This window comes from Acetobacteraceae bacterium (assembly GCA_004843165.1).
Classification (GTDB): Bacteria; Pseudomonadota; Alphaproteobacteria; order Acetobacterales; family Acetobacteraceae.
The window spans coordinates 1,697,475-1,714,028 of sequence record CP039459.1; the positions used below are offsets into that span (position 1 = coordinate 1,697,475).

The following is a 16,554-nucleotide window of genomic DNA, read 5'->3' on the forward strand; positions in this document are numbered from 1 at the left end:
CTGGGGATGCAAAATCTTGTCGATCAAAAAGCATTGGAAGAGAAAAATTCGGCAGCTTTATGCGCTTCTTGGGAGAATTCTTCCGCTTTTTCTATTGTAGATTTACACGCTGCCTTAGCCTGTCAAATGGATTGGGGAGTCTCAGATGTTTTTGATGCACTTCCGGGTCTTTCGGCAGAGAAATACGAAGAAACAGAGCAAAAAACCAATCCTTTTTCATTCTTATCCTCTCATGCTTCAGGAGTCTTCGTAGAAGAGAGACTCTCTGCTATTGGGAATAGTTCACAAAAGAAACCGCTTTCACAAACAGCACGTGCCCTTTTAGATGCGCCGCCAAAAGTCAATATTGCGAGAGCCCCTGTTTCGCAAATTTCAATCAAGGATTTGACGCTTAAGCTTCAAGAAACGCAGACGATTGAAGACGCCTTAGCATGTGCAAGATCATTTGGTGGTGCAGGTTTAGCTCAAACAGCTTTAAACGATATTAAAGGCGCAACAGGCATAAAGGGCGGTGGTTTTTTTGTCAGTTCAGAAATTTCTCAGGAATCTGAAAGAGCAGGAAAGATATTGGTAGGCGATGAGGGGCTTTTAATGCGGCGGCTTTTTCTCTCTGTTGGACTTTCTTTAGAGGCGCTTGGATCAGCACCAGCCTTGCCTTGGCGCCCGCCAGGTGGACGAGATCCATTACCCGAAGAGGTTGAGGCATGTGTTCCCCTGCTGAAACGGATGATTGTGTTGAACGCACCAAAATGGATTGTTACTTTTGGTAGCTTATCGGCACGTATGCTTTTGGATAATGTGCCGCAGGATGAAACGGAGGGGGGCGTAAAGCGTTTTTTGCGTCCTTCCTTCCGTCTTTCTTCTGTAAGAGGGCGTTGGCATAAGGTTTCTTTTTTAGGGATGGAGGAAAAAATAAATATTTTTCCATTGATCTCTCCTGCCCGCTTGAAAAATTCTGCGAGAATGCGTCAGTCTATGTGGCAGGATCTTCAGGTTTTTAAGCAAGGATTGGCTGAAATTTCAGAAAGAGAAAAATAATTTTTCATTTTTCTTTTTCATAGTCTCAAAAAGAAAACGCTGATATATTGCACAGGAATCTAGATCTACAAAGATGACCCTAGCTTCAGATTTTATGTCATCAAAAACTGATTTTTCTATAAAATCTAATAAGACATAATAATCTTTTACGCAGATAAAGATTGTAGATGTGTAAGATCGCACCTACATGCGTGAGGAAGATGAGGTAAGTCTGTTTTTTAAACCTCGTGGCAATATTGAAGAAGCCCTAACGAGGAAATATAGAGGAGAGGTTTTATGTCGCTAAATCCAGTTGTTGAAGCGGTTACCGCTGATATTCGGAAAAGATCCGCAAAAACGCGTACTGCTTATTTGCAACTGATGAAGCGGAATAAGGAAAAGGGAATTTCTCGTCCTAAATTGGCTTGCGGCAATTTAGCGCATGCTGTTGCCGCTTGCAGTGATGATAAGCCTGCTTTGATTGCAGACCGTACGCCAAATATTGGTATTATCACCTCTTACAATGATGTACTTTCAGCACATCAGCCTTATGCAAACTATCCTAATCAAATGCGTATTTTCGCCCGCGAAGCAGGGGCAACAGCTCAGGTTGCCGGCGGCGTTCCAGCGATGTGCGATGGGGTTACTCAAGGGCAGGAAGGGATGGATCTGTCTCTCTTCTCAAGAGAGACAATTGCACTCTCTACCGCTATCGGTCTGAGCCATGGTATGTTCGATGCGGTTGCTTTGTTGGGTGTTTGCGATAAAATTGTCCCAGGTCTTTTGATCGGTGCATTGCGTTTTGGACATCTGCCCACAATGTTCTTCCCGGCAGGCCCAATGACTTCCGGTCTTCCAAATAAAGAAAAAATCCGTATTCGTCAGCTTTATGCACAGAAAAAAATTGGCAAAGACGAGCTGCTAAAAGCAGAGATGGAATCTTATCACGCTCCTGGAACCTGTACTTTCTACGGCACGGCAAATAGTAACCAAATGCTTGTAGAAGTTATGGGTTTGATGATGCCAGACGGTTCTTTCGTCAATGCAGACACAAAATTGCGCCAGGAAATGATTCGTAACTCAACCCATCGTTTGGCAAAAATGAGTCATTTTGGCAGTGATGAGCGTACATTGGCAGAATGCGTTGATGAACGTGCGATTGTGAATGCAATTGTTGGTTTGATGGCAACAGGGGGTTCTACGAATTTGACCATGCACATTCCTGCAATTGCACGTGCTGCAGGAATTAAAGTGACATGGGAGGATTTTGAACGTCTTTCCAAAGAAGTTCCGCTTCTTTGCCGTGTTTATCCAAATGGTCCGGCGGATGTGAATGCTTTCCGTAAGGCCGGCGGTCTTCCTTTTGTGATCAACCAACTGATGAAGGGCGGTCTTTTACACGATATTTGCACTGTTTCCGAAGACGGTTATAAAGCTTATTGCTTAGAAGCAAATTTGGATGACAATGGTAAGCTTGTTTACGCAGAAAGAAAAACTTCTGGAGATGAGGACATTATCCGTCCAATCGATAATCCGTTTCAAAAAGATGGCGGTATGTTGATGCTTAAAGGTAATTTGGGACGTGGTGTTTATAAAATCAGTGCCGTTCAGCCAGAACATCAAAGTGTTGAAGCGCCATGCCGTGTTTTCGAAACACAGCAAGCTGTTGTCGATGCCTATGAAAATGGTGAATTGAATAAAGATGTTGTTATTGTCTTAAGGGGTCAAGGACCACAGGCAAATGGTATGCCTGAACTTCATCGTCTGATGCCGCTTCTTGGTGTTCTTCAGGATGAAGGCCGTCATGTTGCTGTTGTAACAGATGGCAGAATGTCCGGTGCCAGTGGTAAAGTCCCTTCTGCACTTCACGTTTATCCAGAGGCGGTTACCGGTGGGCCAATCTCTCTTTTAAGAGATGGTGATGTCGTCCGTCTTTGCGGTAAAACAGGTGAGCTATCTGCACGTGTTGATGAAAAAGAATGGGCAGAGCGTAAACCTCAGATTCCTGTTCCTGAAGTTGAGGGAACCGGTCGTGAACTTTTTGCGATTTTCCGTCATTCCGCTCCGGCTTTGCCAGAGGATGGCGCATCTTCGATGCTTCATCTTATGGATGAAGAGATTGAAGCGCTTCATGGTGGTTTAACAGGTCGCGATCTTTAATTTAGAACAAAGGAAAAAATAATGCCTGTGAATAAAATTAAAGAGGTTGTTAAAACCTCTCCTATCGTGCCTGTTTTAACTCTTGATGATGCTGCGCAAGCACATGCTGTCGGGGAGGCGCTTGTTACGGCAGGCGTCAAGCTTTTAGAAGTGACTCTTCGGACAGAGGCTGGTCTTCAGTCCATTAAGGAAATGTCACGTATTGAAGGCGCCGTTGTCGGCGCAGGGACAGTTTTGGATGCAGAACTTGCAAAAAAAGCTGTTGATGCCGGTGCAACTTTTCTCGTAAGCCCAGGTCTCAGCGCTGGTGTTGCAAAAGAGGCAGAAAGACTTAATGTGCCTTATCTGCCGGGTGTTGCAACCTCTACAGATATTATGCAAGCCAGAGATCTTGGGATTAATTGGTTAAAATTCTTCCCTGCAGGCGCATTGGGCGGTATTAAAACGCTTAAAGGCTATGCCTCTGTTTTCCCTGAAATCGAGTGGATGCCTTCTGGCGGCATTAGTGAAAATGATTATGCTCAATGGTTAGAACTTTCTAAAGTGATTGCTGTTGGCGGATCATGGCTCACAAGCGGTGGTGCCGATGCAAAAGAAATTCATGCGCGTGCAAAGCGTTTGAAACTTGTTGCCTAAAATAGAGGTTTAGGGTGTTTATTTCTTCTTTTAAAATACACTCTAAAAAGGCTTTGGCGGTCATGGGGCTTTCCGCTCTTATGGCCGCTGGTCTTCTTTTTGATACGACTGTTTTTGCTGCACCTTGTCAGTTTGACGTTGATACTCTTGCCTTAAAAACTGGAACGGTGACGAGAATTAGCGGAGATGGGGTTATCATTTCTGACGGGACAGATGTTATTCTGCCAGAGGCGTTATTGCCCTATGCCCGTTTAAATCAGCCCCTCAAAGTAAAAGGGCTGGCAGGAATTAAAGAGAAACAATTTTGGGCGGTTGCAGTTCTCTTACCAAATGATGATGCGGTTTGTCCTAATGTTGGTGATGTTCGTAAAGGGGCACATCCCGGATCGAATGTTTATGATGTTATCATTGGTGGGGTTCGTCCTACACCGCCATTATAGTTCTTACCTGTCATTTTTTCTTAGGATGAATTCATTTGGTGTTCAAAATCGCCTTTCTGCATTCTAAAACGCCAAAAGCAAGCAAAGCGACAGAAGCTTTGGTCGAAGCTTATGGAAACTATTCAATAGAGCAGGCAGATATAATTGTTTGCTTGGGGGGAGATGGTTTTCTTTTAGAAACACTTCATCGTATCTCCTCACGGAAAATTCCTGTTTATGGGATTAATTATGGAACAGTTGGCTTTTTACTCAATACACCTTTAAGCCATACAGATGATTTGAAAAAAAGGCTTTTGGATGCACAGCCTGTCAAAATCTCGCCCTTACGAATGAGCGTAAAGAAGGTGGATGGCACAGTACAGGAAGCGCTTGGTTTTAATGATATTTTTATTTTTAGACAAAGCCACCAAACCATCCGTACCCGTATCGAAGTTGACGGACGCACACGCCTTTTTGATTTAAAAAGCGATGGTGTTATTCTTTCAACACCCGCAGGTTCGACCGCTTATAATTATTCTGTCAGAGGTCCAATCGTTCCTTTGAATGCAAATATTTTGCCGCTGACGCCTATTGCACCAACCAATCCTCGTCATTGGGGAGGAGCACTTCTACCTATGGGGTCTTCGGTGAAATTTATCCTTTCCGAAACGGATAAACGTCCTGCCGCTGCAGTTGCAGATTCACGTGAAATTAGGGATGTGGTAGAGGTCTCTGCTCGGATGGATCTTTCTATCGAGGCAACATTGCTTTTTGATCCAGAATTCAGCCTTTCTGAAAAAATGGTTCAGCAACAATTCTCCGGATAATTATAAAGGTTCTCCGTCAGGACCTCTTGCTATAGAGGTTTTTTGTGTCGGACGTGGGATTCTTAGCCCACAATCTGCACAATAGCTTTTGGAACGTGCAGGCCCATAATGAGAACTGCCATCTTCACCAATAGGGTAGCTACTTGCAAAAGGAATATTGGTAAGTGGATGGACATCTCTGACAGGGTTCGTATCACATCCTGTTAAGATAAGAAGCGTTGATCCTAAAAGCAGTCCCATTTTTTTCTGCGTGGGGTTGAACATATCAGGAAAATCCTTTGAGCGGTGTCAGAAGCGGTTTATGCATAAAATATGCTTTTAAATTATCAATAACATTCATTGCCATAGCTTGTCGGGTCTCCAAAGCAGCTGAGCCTTGGTGCGGCTGAAGAATACAATTGGAAAGTGTATAAAATTCAGGATTGATTTGAGGCTCTGTCTGGAAAACATCTAACCCAGCCCCTTTGATAATTTTATGTTTTAAGGCGCTTATGAGGGCGATTTCATCAATAACACTGCCTCTGGCAATATTGATGAGTAATCCATTTTGCCCTAGTTTTTTTAAAATATTTTCATCAATTAAATGGGATGTTTCTTCTGTTCCCGCAATAGCAAGAATAAGAGAATCAGACCATTCTGCAAGCCTCTCTAGGCTCGCCTCCCGTTGAAAGCTAGCGCCACGATCTGAACGATTATAATAGCGGACAGAGGCACCAAGTGCTTTTACCCTGTGGGCAATAGCTTGGCCGATAGAACCAAAGCCGACAATGCCAATTTTGGCGTTTTTGACTGAATGTCCGAGAGGCGGCTCTCCCATTTTTTCCCATGAGCCATCTTTCATCCATGCTGTATTTTTTAAAAAATTGCGTTTCAGATTGAGAAGAAACATGAGGGCACTATCTGCAACTTCATCAGCACTTATGCTGCCTGTTGTGGAGATTTTTATTTTTTTATCTCTCACTTTTTCTAGGGGAATACGATCAATACCAACACCAAAAACAGAAATCATTTCTAAAGCGGGAAGATTGTCGAAGAGTTTTTCAGGTAAGCCAATCGCACCATTCGTAATAATTGCTTTTATATTTTGGCTTTGCGTCAGCTCACCGGCTTCATTGAGGTAACGCATGGTGAAAGGAAAGAGATTCTTGTCTATAAGCGCCTCAAAGCCCTCGTCTAAAAGGAGAACTTCAGAGCTGTGGGGATGGAGGGGCATTATATTCTCATTGGGAATTGGAGGGTTATTATCTATCAAATAGCGCTATGGCTAATTCAGAACAAGCTTCTTTGATTAAAGACCAAGAATATTCAAAGTCATTTTCAGATCCAAAATAAGGGTCTGGCACATTTTTATCTGTTGTCTGCGGAAGATATTCCATCAAAAGAGAAATATGTGGGTTTGCGTTCTGTGGCTTTTCCTTTTTGAGCCAGTCAAAATGCGTTTGATCGAGTGCAATCATATGTGTAAAACGCAGAAAATCCTCTTTGGTAACCTGGCGGGAAGAGAGTTGTTCCATCGCCAGTATTTGGGAGGGGTGATATTTTTGAATAATATTCTGAGCCCGAAAATCTGGACGCTCATGTAGATTCCATCGTCCTGTTGCAGCAGAATCAATATCGCAGGTTAGCCCCCTTTTAGAAGCCTCTATTCTCATTGAAATTTCTGCTAAAGGGGAACGGCAAATGTTTCCTGTGCAGACAAAAAGAATAGAGGGCAACATAAAAGTACTAACCTGCGATAAAAATCATTTCTTTGACGCTGCTTGTGCCGGAGCTGGCTTAGAAGCAGATGTAAGGGGTGCTGGCGCAGAGTTAGAGGCTGGCGCAGCAGGTGCTGGTGGAAGATTTTGAACAGGCGCTGATTGGATAGTCGTCGTCGCTGTCGGTGTCTCTAACTGTGGTGGCGCAACAAAACCGGCGGGTGCCTCTGTTTTAAGTTCCGTCTTGACGGAAGCAGGGGCTTTCCCTTCCTCACGCAATTGCTTTTCAAGCTTTTTAGCAGCCTCTCTTTCTGCTTTTTTCTGCTCTTTTTGCTCTCGTGTTAATTTAGGCGGTGTTGGTGGCGGGACATAATCCGGCGGTGTAATGAATTTCTGGCACACTTGCGTGTCCTGATATTCTTTTTGATCACATCCCAACCACCATTGGAGAAGAGCATTCCCGAAATTTTTATGACGAATAATTTTCGTCGATTTTATCGGATGTTTTGCCTGATAAGCTTGGAACGCATCGAAAGTTGTTTTTTGGTAATCCGTCATCGCACTTAAGTTGCCATCAAGGATTTCCATATTACTTTTATCAATGGCGTAATAGGTTTTATTGCCGTAACGAATTTCCTCCCAATTGACATGTTTCAAGGAAGGCGGAGGTGCAATATTCTCACGTTCCTGTTCCTCCGGTGGAATGGTTACCCGGTGATATGTGGAAACCGCACAGCCAGACAAAAGCCCTACAGAAAGTAGTAAAAGATATTTATTCATTTTTTAACTTCGTCCTTGGCAAAAGAGGAGAAAAGCTGATTCTGTTGCTCACCCAATTGGTCAGATTTTACTTTAACGGGTTTTAGTGGTGAGACCACATTTTTTATAACATGAACATATTCATGATTCTGCTGGCAAAGAGGAAGAGCCCAAAAAATGGAAGGAGGATGGAAGGAAAGAGTTGAGCTCTGCTTTGCATCATATTGTTTTAAATCCCCGATCCAGTTTGTTACTTGCTCGGCAAATTTTTGCTTTGCAGCATCTTCATCTTGGAGGGCGTTGTATTTCACTTCTAGGCTGTCAGCTTTCTTACTGAGACGATCATAAGATTCTTTTTGGTCTTCGAGCTGATTATGTTGAGAGAGCAAAACGATACCAACAATCCCTGCTATGATAATAATTAGAGTGCTTTTAATAAACAGTCCTATATAGCGTTGATTACGATACATGCCTGTATTTTCCTTTATAGGCGTTAAGAAGTTCGGGAATAAAAGAAGGTTAGAACTTCAGAATTTTGTCGATTCGTCCATAAGGCTGTAAAAGCCTTTAACTAGAGTTGCTTAGAGATATCATTCCGTAAAGGGCGAAATGCACTTTCATAAGTCCTTGAAGCTTAAGAAATAAAAAAAATCTGTCTATAGAGGGATATAAAAGAGTTTTGTATTTCCTCCTTATTTAGAAGAGAAATGTATGCGATTGACGTTACAAACAGATTATGGGTGTCGAATTTTAATTTATTTGGCCGTAAGAGAAGGAGAATTGGTTTCGGCGGCTGATGTTGCAGAAGCCTATGATATCCCTTTAAACCATGTCAAAAAAATCATTACGCATTTGGTTAAAGGAAAATATGTCGTCTCTCTCCGTGGTCGTAACGGCGGGATTAAAATTGCACGTTTAGCGAGTGAAATCCGTTTGGGAGAGGTTATTCGCTATCTTGATGAAGGCGGAAATTTACTTCGTTGCATGGATGAAAGTATCACAAAGGAAGAAAAAAATCTTTTTTGTATTTTATCGGCAGGCTGTCATTTAAAATCTTTGCTGGCAGAGGCGCAGGCTACTTTTCTGGAGAAGATGAATCAATCCACTCTCAAAGATATTATCGGCCCCTGTGAAATCAAAGCATTACGGAAAAAGCGTTAGTTGTTCGCCCCAGATACCTCGACATAACGTTGACCATCCCAGATCCATTTATCTGTTTTATCAACGAGAATATCCAGCATGCCTTTATGCCGTTCTGATAAGGTGGAAATTTCGCCATTAATGTCATCTAAAATGGTTGTCCATTGGCCTTTTTCTAAAAGGTAAATGGAGGTAGCGCACCCAGCGGCGCCGCAAAGGCGCCCTGATTGGATGCTTACAAACAAAGCTGCTGGCTCTTTGCTATCTCCTAAATGCATTGATGTTGTAAAAATAACAGGCTTTTCGCCATGCATTTGACTATCTTTGATCAGATCAGAATTGAGAGAGGAAGCTATTTTTTCCAAATCACTTCCAGGATGTCTGCTAAGGTGAACCGTCGCAGCAGAGCTAAGGCCAGGGAGCAGAAAGCAAGAAAGAAGAAAAGGTGCCGCAAAGCATTTAGAAAGATGTTTCATATCATGATTTTATTCGTGACGAAGCGTAATGACAAGAACATCTCGTGCAGCAGGTTCATCGATATTTTCAGGTTCAATGGCTGTAACACCGTGATAAACACGGTGGTCATTGACAAAAGCCGCATCAAAGGGCTCAAAGAGTGTAAATTCGGCAAGTTTTTTTGTCTTGTCCAAATCATAAATACTCGTTGTGCCTTCTTTGACATTATGGCGCTTAATCATCAGCACAAAAACCCAGTCAACACCATCACGGTGCAATCCTTCTGGCGCAGGATGTCCCTTTTCGGATTGGTTGGCTTCAATACGGTATTGATGTATTTCGGCATGCCAAGAATCTGGTATTTCTGATCTATTTGTAAATGTTTCTGCAAGAGTCCAAACAAGTTTTAAAGTAGCCCGGAGGGCAGAGCTTTCTTTAATTTCTTCATTAATCGGATCAAACCAACGTTCTATACCGCCGTTTAAAGGATTGTAATCATGGCTTTGATAGTGGGGCTGATGCGGTTTGGAGATGATTTCATTTTCTTTGAGAGAAAAAACACCATAGCGACGACGGCGGTAACGTCCGCCATCGGCCATAAATTTATCTTTTCCAAGATCATTCCAGCTTTCTGTAAAAAGATTCCAGTCCGCAGGAGATCCGCCAAGTTTTTCAATAAGGGCGCATGTTTCCTTAGCTGGAAGAAAGGCAAAGCCTTGCTGCTGGATAGGGGGCTCTATTTTCTGAAAGAATTTTTGAGCTGCTATATCCGCGGCTAAGGATTTTATTTCTTTACCTTTAGAAAACATACGTTTCTTCCTTATCGGATTAGACCTAGGACAATTTCTTTTTTAGAAATTTCTTTACAACAAAAGAAAGGCCACCAAGTTCATATTGCTGGCGTATAAAAAGACAATTATGCAAAAAATGTGCAAAACAATTGCCTAGACCTTTTCCACCATAGGTTTTCCCAGAGGGAAGTTCAGCCCAGCCAGCATATTGCGCTAAAACAACAATACTCCCTTGGTCTTGATAAACAAATGATTCTGGCGTTTTTCCTTCAAGAAGTGCCGGAAGAGCTGTTTGCTGAACGTAGATGCCTTCTTTACGGGCAACTTGCGCTGTTGGTGGAAGCGGTTTATCTGCAATAAAGGCGCAGTCACCGACAGCCAAAATACGGGGATCTTTTGTTGTTTGAAGCGTATTTCTCACAACCAAAGCGCCATTTCGGGCAAACTCAAAATCGGGAAGTAAGACTTTAAGGCTTGTATTTGCTTTTACGCCGGCTGTCCAAATGACCATATCCGCAGGAATAAAAGTTTCATCTTTGAGAAAAATTCCCTCCGGTGTCGCTTTGGAAACTTGCGCATTAAGACACACATTAACCGGTAATTGTGCCAGTCGTTTTGCGGCATTCAGACCGATATTTTCAGCAAAGCTCGGTAAGAGTTTCGGAGCCCCTTCGACAATGCTTACGTCAATTGAAGGGGAATGTCTTTTTGCAAAAGTTTTGTAGAGCTCTGCTGTCAACTGAACGCCTGTCGGGCCGCCACCAATCACAGCCACTTTAAAAGAACGTTTTTGCTGAGAGGCTGCACGGACGCCAATTTGCACTTTTTTATAAATATCATCTGCATCTGCAGTGTTATTTAAAAAATAAGCGTGCTCTTCAACACCTTCAATGTGGAAAACATTTGGAACAGCGCCACAGGCGATGACAAGCCAATCATAGTCAATCACGTCACCTGTCGAGAGCTGAATAGTGCGTGTATTTGTGTCAATAGATTGGGACTTTGCTTGGATAAAATTAAAGTTAAATTTTCGGGCAAGTTCTGTGAAGGGGAATCCGTTATCTTTAGGTGCGAGAGAGCCAGCGGCTACCTCGTGCAAGGCAGGTTTACAAATGTGAAAGAGGTGAGGATCGATGAGGGTTGCAGAAATATTCTTAAGATCTTTTAATTTTCTAAGAACATTCATTCCTCCAATGCCACCCCCTAAAACAACGATTTTTTTAGTGGTTTTATCAGCGTTGGGCACGGTATTCCTTTTAATTTAGGCATAATTCTTTCTGGAAAAAATCCAGAAAATTGGGTGGAGGATAAATTAAAGTCGATCCAGCTTAATACAAATTTACACTGAAAGGAATATTCTTCCATCGAATTTCGTTGCGTGCTGATTAGCTTCGATATGCGGCGTTGATATCAATATAGGTTTTTGTAAGGTCACATCCCCAAACCTCAGCTTCTGCCTGTCCATTCCCAAGGGAGACGACAATCGGAACCTCTACCGTACGCATCTTTTTTTGGAGGAAAGATTCGTCATAAGAGAGGCATTCTCCAGCAGCAGCGACATCAATCCCGCAAAAAGAAATCCTGACATGTTGAAAATCAATTTTAACACCTGATTTACCGATTGCCATTGCAATTCGACCCCAATTTGGATCAGCCCCTGCAAGTGCTGTTTTAACAAGGGGGGAATTCGCAATCGAAAAAGCGATTTTTTTTGCATCATCTCGAGAAGATGCTTCGACCACTTTGACATGCATAAGGCGAGAAACGCCTTCACCATCTTTTAAAACAAGGAGGGCAAGTTCTGTGGTGATCTCTCTTATTTTTCTTCGAAAATCAGAGAGAATAGGATCGTCCAAATTTTTAGGCTGAGGATTTTGTGCTTTGTTCAAAGCAAAACAAAGAGCCATGTCAGAGGTAGAAGTGTCAGAATCTACCGTGATCGCATTGAAGCTCTCTTCTGCGGCTTCTGAAATAATTTGTTGTAAAATAGAAGAGGGCAGGGTTGCATCTGTAAAGATATAGGCGAGCATTGTTGCCATATTTGGCGCAATCATGCCTGATCCTTTGACAAATCCCTGAATTTTAACTTTTGTATTGCCAATATAGGCGCAACCGACAGCACCTTTTGGAAAGGTATCGGTGGTCATAATGGCACGTGCCGCTTTTTCCCAGTTCATGGGAGATAGACTTAATTTCGCAGGCAAAATCGCTTTGAGAATAGAATTTGTAGGAAAAGCCTCTCCAATGACCCCTGTTGATCCTAGAAAAATACTTTCAATTGGAATGTCAAAAATTTTGGAAATTTTTTGAGCACAAAGCGAGGCGGCTTCTTTCCCTTCTTTCCCGGTTAAAACATTTGCATTACCGGCATTGACGAGGAGGGCTCTTGCAAAATTGTGAGGGTGAGAGAGACATTCTCGGCACCATGTAACAGGGATTCCGGGACATTGGTTCGAGGTAAAAACACCACCAACAGAGGCTGGAGAGTCGAAATAAACGAGTAAAAGATCATCTCGATTTCGGTAGCGACTGTTGGTCTGTGCTGTTCCAAACGTAACCCCCTCAAGAGGCATGAAAAAAGGCAGAGGCTTCTGTAAGGGGGATTTGTTTGTCATATAAAAGCGTTATTTTTTTGAAGAAGCTGGAAGTGGGTTTCCGTTTGCATCATAGCGGACAACTTTAACGTCTGCGACGGCTTTTTGGATAACAACTTTAACTTCGTCACGGACAATATTACGGCGAATATCATCTTGAACTTGATTATAAGCAGGAATAGGCGCTGTTCTCGTTCCAAGAACTTGAATGACGTGCCAGCCATATTGTGTATGAACTGGTTTTGGAGAAATTTCGCCTTTTTTCAAAGAGAAAGCTGCTTGTGAGAAGGCTGGAAGCATATCGCCTTTTTTAAACCAGCCGAGGTCACCGCCATCTGTACCGGCAGAGCCTTTATCTTTTGAATCTTTAGCTGCTAGCTGAGCAAAATCAGCACCGCCTTTGAGTTCTTTAATGATGTTTTGTGCTTCGGATTCTGTATCGACAAGAATATGGCGCGCATGCACTTCTTCTTCAGGTTTCTGGTCAACATAATGGGACTGATAATAAGCCTTCATTGTTTTTTCAGAAATTTTAGGCGCAACTTGCTTTTCAAGGTAGGCATTCTGCAAAACGGTGTCAGAAGCTGCTTTCATGGCTGCCTGAACTTCAGGTTTTTTCTCAAGACCATCTTTTTTAGCAGCTGTTTCAATCGCTTTTTGCTCAATTAACTGATCGACAACAAGCGGTGTGATCATTGTTGCTTGAAGTTGGCGTGCCTCAGGAGGAAGCGCTGCAATTGTTTTCTTAACATCCTCTAAGGTGATTTTTTCACCGTTCACGGTTGCAACAGGTGAGGAAGGATTGGCGCTAGGATTATTAATTGCGGATGCTGCGGTTGCCGCAGGTTCTTCTGCCATCGCACTGCCAAAGGAGATGGGGGCAATAGCGACAGCCGCCAAGAAAGTCCATCTTAAGGAAGTAAGAGCAGAGTTAAAAGCATATTTGCGGATCATTAATTGCCTCAAAAACATATTTTTATTGAAAGAGCCTGAAATCTGAAATATCGCAAGCCTGTCAGAGTTAAGATGGTAACCTAGAATGCATAATAATTCTCAATGTTTTTTGAGGATCGCATAGAAGGCACTTGATTACCAGCTTAGGGGTCACCATTTTTTTTGTAAAGCACTCCGAAATTAGAATAAAGTGCGTTGTTATTGTTATTTAGCATTATTTAAGGTTATAAAAGCAACAAGATTTATAACAAGATTTAATAGAGAGCTGATTGCGCTTAGCCCATGTAAAAAGAATGTTTTGGGCTTTGATCTTACTTTAAACAATACGTTATTGATATTGAAAAAAGTTTTGCTAGCGGCTTTTTCTTACATGCCCTGATGGTTCAGGGAGTTTGTCAGGTTCACAGTTTGGATATTTATGTTCGCACGTTTTGCCCATACCCTCTTTGGATCAGCCAATGATCGCGCTCTTAAAATTTATCAAAAGCGTGTCACGCATATAAATGCCTTAGAGGACGAAATCCGGGCTTTATCTGACGCAGAGCTTCAGCAGAAAACGCTTCTGTTTCGTGAGCGGCTGGCAAAGGGTGAGACTTTAGAAGATTTGCAGTGTGAGGCTTTTGCTGTTTGCCGTGAGGCTTCCCGCAGGGTACTTGGAATGCGGCATTTTGATGTGCAGCTCATCGGCGGCATGGTTTTACATGATGGGCGCATTGCCGAGATGCGGACAGGGGAGGGAAAAACCCTTGTTGCAACATTGGCTGTTTATTTAAACGCCCTCGCCGGAAAAGGCGTTCATGTCGTTACCGTTAATGATTATCTTGCCTCTCGAGATGCATCTGAAATGTCGGTTCTCTATCAGTTTTTGGGGCTTTCCACGGGGGTTATCGTTCCGAATCTTTCGGATGAGGAACGTCGTGCGGCTTATCATGCCGATATTACATACGGTACGAATAATGAATTCGGATTTGATTACCTTCGTGACAACATGAAATACACGCTTGAAGAAATGGTTCAACGACCCTTTTTTCATGCCATCGTGGATGAAGTTGACAGTATTCTTATTGATGAAGCCCGGACACCTCTAATTATTTCTGGTCCCGCCGAAGATAGTTCAGAGCTTTATCGTCAGGTTGATAAGATTATGGCTGTCTTATCAAAAGATATGACAACGTACGAAAAAGATGAAAAGCTTCGTACGGTCATTTTGACCGAGGCTGGGGTTGAAAAAATTGAAAATACCCTTCTTGAAAAGGGTGTTTTGACGGGTGGGCTTTACGATGCTCAAAATGTTGAGGTTGTGCACCATGTCCAGCAATCTTTGAGGGCGCACACGTTATTTGCACGTGATGTGGATTATATCGTTCGAGATAATAAAGTTATTTTGATTGATGAATTTACAGGCCGCATGATGGATGGCCGCCGTTACTCAGAAGGGTTGCATCAAGCGCTGGAAGCAAAAGAAGGCGTTGAAATTCAAAAAGAAAACCAGACACTGGCTTCGATCACGTTTCAAAATTATTTCCGTCTTTATCCAAAATTGTCAGGCATGACAGGAACAGCAATGACGGAGGCAAATGAGTTTGCCGAAATTTACAATTTACGTGTTATTGAAATTCCGACAAATCTGCCTGTTCAGCGTGCTGATTCAGATGATGAAATTTATCTCACAGAGATACAAAAATTCAATGCAGTGGCTAATCTTATTGAAGAAATTCATGCAACAGGTCAGCCTGTTCTCGTTGGGACAACCTCCATCGAGAAAAGTGAGCGTTTATCCGAGCTGTTGGTTGAGCGAAGGGTATTGCATAATGTGCTTAATGCCCGCCACCACGAACGTGAGGCGAGTATTATTGCGCAAGCGGGCTCTCCCGGTGCAATTACAATTGCAACGAATATGGCAGGGCGTGGCACAGACATTAAATTAGGCGGGAATCCTGACTTAATGATTAAAGAGCTTTTGAAAGATCTGCCAGAAGAAGAACAGACGGAAGAGCGTAAAAAAGCGATCGAAGATGCTGTTATGGCGCAAGTCAAAGAGGGGCAGAAAATTGTTCAGAAAGCAGGCGGCCTTTATGTGATCGGTACCGAACGACATGAAAGTCGTCGTGTTGACAATCAGCTTCGTGGACGTTCCGGACGTCAAGGAGATCCTGGAAATTCCAGATTCTTCCTTTCTTTAGAAGATGATCTTATTCGTATTTTTGCAACTGGCCGTATGGGCGCGATGATGCAAAAATTAGGCCTAAAGGAAGGCGAGGCGATTATTCATCCTTGGCTCAACAAAGCACTGGAAAAAGCACAGAAAAAAGTTGAAGCACGTAATTTTGATATGCGTAAAAATACATTGAAATACGATGATGTTATGAACGATCAGCGTAAAGAAGTGTATGCGCAACGTCGAGAATATATGGAATCAGGGAATGTTTCCGAGATCATTATAGAGATGCGAACACGTATTCTTGAAGATCTTTTGGATACGCACATTCCAGAAAAGACTTTCCCTGAATCGTGGGAGATTTCAGATCTCAAAAAAGAGATTGCAGAAATTTTTGCATTGGATTTGGATTTAGAATCTTGGATTCTTGAAGATGAAATGGATGAGGAAATTCTGCTTTCCCGTTTAGAGGAAGAAGTAACGGAATCTTATCAGAAGATTATTGATTCTATTGGTGAAGAAACGATTCATCTTTTAGAAAAACATGTTCTTTTGACCTCATTTGATGCCGTATGGAAAGAGCATCTCCACGGTTTGGATCGTTTGCGTCAGGGGATTGGTTTACGTGCTTATGGTCAAAAAGATCCTCTGAACGAATATAAGCAGGAAGCCTTTCAAATGTTTGGCTTTATGTTAGAGGAGTTGCGCCGGCGTGTTCTTTCCTCTTTGAGTCGCATGCGTACGGTTTCAGAAAATCCGTTTGCAGAGTCTGAAGTCAGCAGGGAGGATGCGCTATCTTTCCAGCAAGAACCGCCAGCTAGCGTGCAAATGTTCTCACAAGATGAGACAAGTCTATCAAGAAACGCATTATGCCCTTGTGGCTCAGGTGCGAAATATAAGCATTGCTGTGGCCGCATTGCGTAAAGAAAGTTTTATCTGATTTTTA

Annotated in this window: 17 protein-coding genes; 7 read left to right on the forward strand and 10 right to left on the reverse strand. The window is 42.7% G+C overall.

Annotation, left to right across the window (positions count from 1 at the left end; genetic code table 11):
- The first annotated feature begins 6 nt into the window (after positions 1 to 6).
- From FAI41_08150 to FAI41_08170, 5 genes are all read left to right on the forward strand, one after another.
- Positions 7 to 1,038, forward strand: coding sequence for a hypothetical protein (locus FAI41_08150; GenBank protein QCE33551.1), 1,032 nt, complete (start codon positions 7 to 9; stop codon positions 1,036 to 1,038).
- Between the two features lie 276 nt (positions 1,039 to 1,314).
- Positions 1,315 to 3,177, forward strand: a complete 1,863-nt coding sequence (locus FAI41_08155) for a phosphogluconate dehydratase (GenBank protein ID QCE33552.1) — start codon at positions 1,315 to 1,317, stop codon at positions 3,175 to 3,177.
- A gap of 18 nt (positions 3,178 to 3,195) precedes the next feature.
- A complete protein-coding gene (eda, locus tag FAI41_08160) occupies positions 3,196 to 3,813 on the forward strand; it encodes a bifunctional 4-hydroxy-2-oxoglutarate aldolase/2-dehydro-3-deoxy-phosphogluconate aldolase (GenBank protein ID QCE33553.1) in 618 nt (205 codons plus the stop codon).
- 62 nt (positions 3,814 to 3,875) lie between these two features.
- Positions 3,876 to 4,253: a hypothetical protein gene (locus FAI41_08165; GenBank protein ID QCE33554.1), complete on the forward strand. Its 378-nt coding sequence runs from the start codon at positions 3,876 to 3,878 to the stop codon at positions 4,251 to 4,253.
- 47 nt (positions 4,254 to 4,300) lie between these two features.
- Positions 4,301 to 5,059 carry an NAD kinase gene (locus tag FAI41_08170; protein ID QCE33829.1) on the forward strand — a complete coding sequence of 253 codons (759 nt, stop codon included), beginning with the start codon at positions 4,301 to 4,303 and terminating at the stop codon, positions 5,057 to 5,059.
- Here FAI41_08170 and FAI41_08175 read toward each other — a convergent pair whose 3' ends face one another.
- From FAI41_08175 to FAI41_08195, 5 genes are read right to left on the reverse strand one after another with little or no spacing between them, the layout of a single operon-like run.
- Positions 5,060 to 5,323 carry a hypothetical protein gene (locus tag FAI41_08175; GenBank protein ID QCE33555.1) on the reverse strand — a complete coding sequence of 88 codons (264 nt, stop codon included), beginning with the start codon at positions 5,321 to 5,323 and terminating at the stop codon, positions 5,060 to 5,062. It lies immediately after the preceding gene.
- Position 5,324: 1 nt separating this feature from the next.
- A complete protein-coding gene (locus FAI41_08180) occupies positions 5,325 to 6,272 on the reverse strand; it encodes a 2-hydroxyacid dehydrogenase (protein ID QCE33556.1) in 948 nt (315 codons plus the stop codon).
- A gap of 28 nt (positions 6,273 to 6,300) precedes the next feature.
- The gene (locus tag FAI41_08185) at positions 6,301 to 6,777 is read right to left on the reverse strand and encodes a low molecular weight phosphotyrosine protein phosphatase (GenBank protein ID QCE33557.1); all 477 of its coding nucleotides are present in this window, start codon (positions 6,775 to 6,777) and stop codon (positions 6,301 to 6,303) included.
- Between the two features lie 24 nt (positions 6,778 to 6,801).
- Positions 6,802 to 7,536 carry a hypothetical protein gene (locus tag FAI41_08190; protein QCE33558.1) on the reverse strand — a complete coding sequence of 245 codons (735 nt, stop codon included), beginning with the start codon at positions 7,534 to 7,536 and terminating at the stop codon, positions 6,802 to 6,804.
- A complete protein-coding gene (locus FAI41_08195) occupies positions 7,533 to 7,985 on the reverse strand; it encodes a hypothetical protein (protein QCE33559.1) in 453 nt (150 codons plus the stop codon). Before FAI41_08195 ends, FAI41_08190 begins: the two co-directional genes overlap by 4 nt.
- A 241-nt stretch (positions 7,986 to 8,226) precedes the next feature.
- On the opposite strand from FAI41_08195, the gene FAI41_08200 reads away from it, so the two are divergent.
- The gene (locus FAI41_08200) at positions 8,227 to 8,676 is read left to right on the forward strand and encodes an Rrf2 family transcriptional regulator (protein ID QCE33560.1); all 450 of its coding nucleotides are present in this window, start codon (positions 8,227 to 8,229) and stop codon (positions 8,674 to 8,676) included.
- Here FAI41_08200 and FAI41_08205 read toward each other — a convergent pair.
- From FAI41_08205 to FAI41_08225, 5 genes are all read right to left on the reverse strand, one after another.
- Positions 8,673 to 9,131, reverse strand: coding sequence for a hypothetical protein (locus tag FAI41_08205; GenBank protein QCE33561.1), 459 nt, complete (start codon positions 9,129 to 9,131; stop codon positions 8,673 to 8,675). The two genes, FAI41_08200 and FAI41_08205, sit on opposite strands and share 4 nt — an antisense overlap.
- Positions 9,132 to 9,140: 9 nt before the next feature.
- Positions 9,141 to 9,920, reverse strand: coding sequence for a hypothetical protein (locus tag FAI41_08210; protein QCE33562.1), 780 nt, complete (start codon positions 9,918 to 9,920; stop codon positions 9,141 to 9,143).
- A 25-nt stretch (positions 9,921 to 9,945) separates the two neighbouring features.
- Entirely contained in the window at positions 9,946 to 11,148 is a 1,203-nt protein-coding gene (locus FAI41_08215) for an NAD(P)/FAD-dependent oxidoreductase (protein ID QCE33563.1), read from the reverse strand.
- A gap of 139 nt (positions 11,149 to 11,287) precedes the next feature.
- Positions 11,288 to 12,517 carry a bifunctional glutamate N-acetyltransferase/amino-acid acetyltransferase ArgJ gene (gene argJ / locus FAI41_08220; protein QCE33564.1) on the reverse strand — a complete coding sequence of 410 codons (1,230 nt, stop codon included), beginning with the start codon at positions 12,515 to 12,517 and terminating at the stop codon, positions 11,288 to 11,290.
- 9 nt (positions 12,518 to 12,526) lie between these two features.
- The gene (locus FAI41_08225; GenBank protein ID QCE33565.1) at positions 12,527 to 13,450 is read right to left on the reverse strand and encodes a peptidylprolyl isomerase; all 924 of its coding nucleotides are present in this window, start codon (positions 13,448 to 13,450) and stop codon (positions 12,527 to 12,529) included.
- A gap of 418 nt (positions 13,451 to 13,868) precedes the next feature.
- Between FAI41_08225 and secA the strand changes: the two genes are divergently transcribed.
- Positions 13,869 to 16,532 carry a preprotein translocase subunit SecA gene (gene secA / locus FAI41_08230; protein ID QCE33566.1) on the forward strand — a complete coding sequence of 888 codons (2,664 nt, stop codon included), beginning with the start codon at positions 13,869 to 13,871 and terminating at the stop codon, positions 16,530 to 16,532.
- Positions 16,533 to 16,554: the final 22 nt, after the last annotated feature.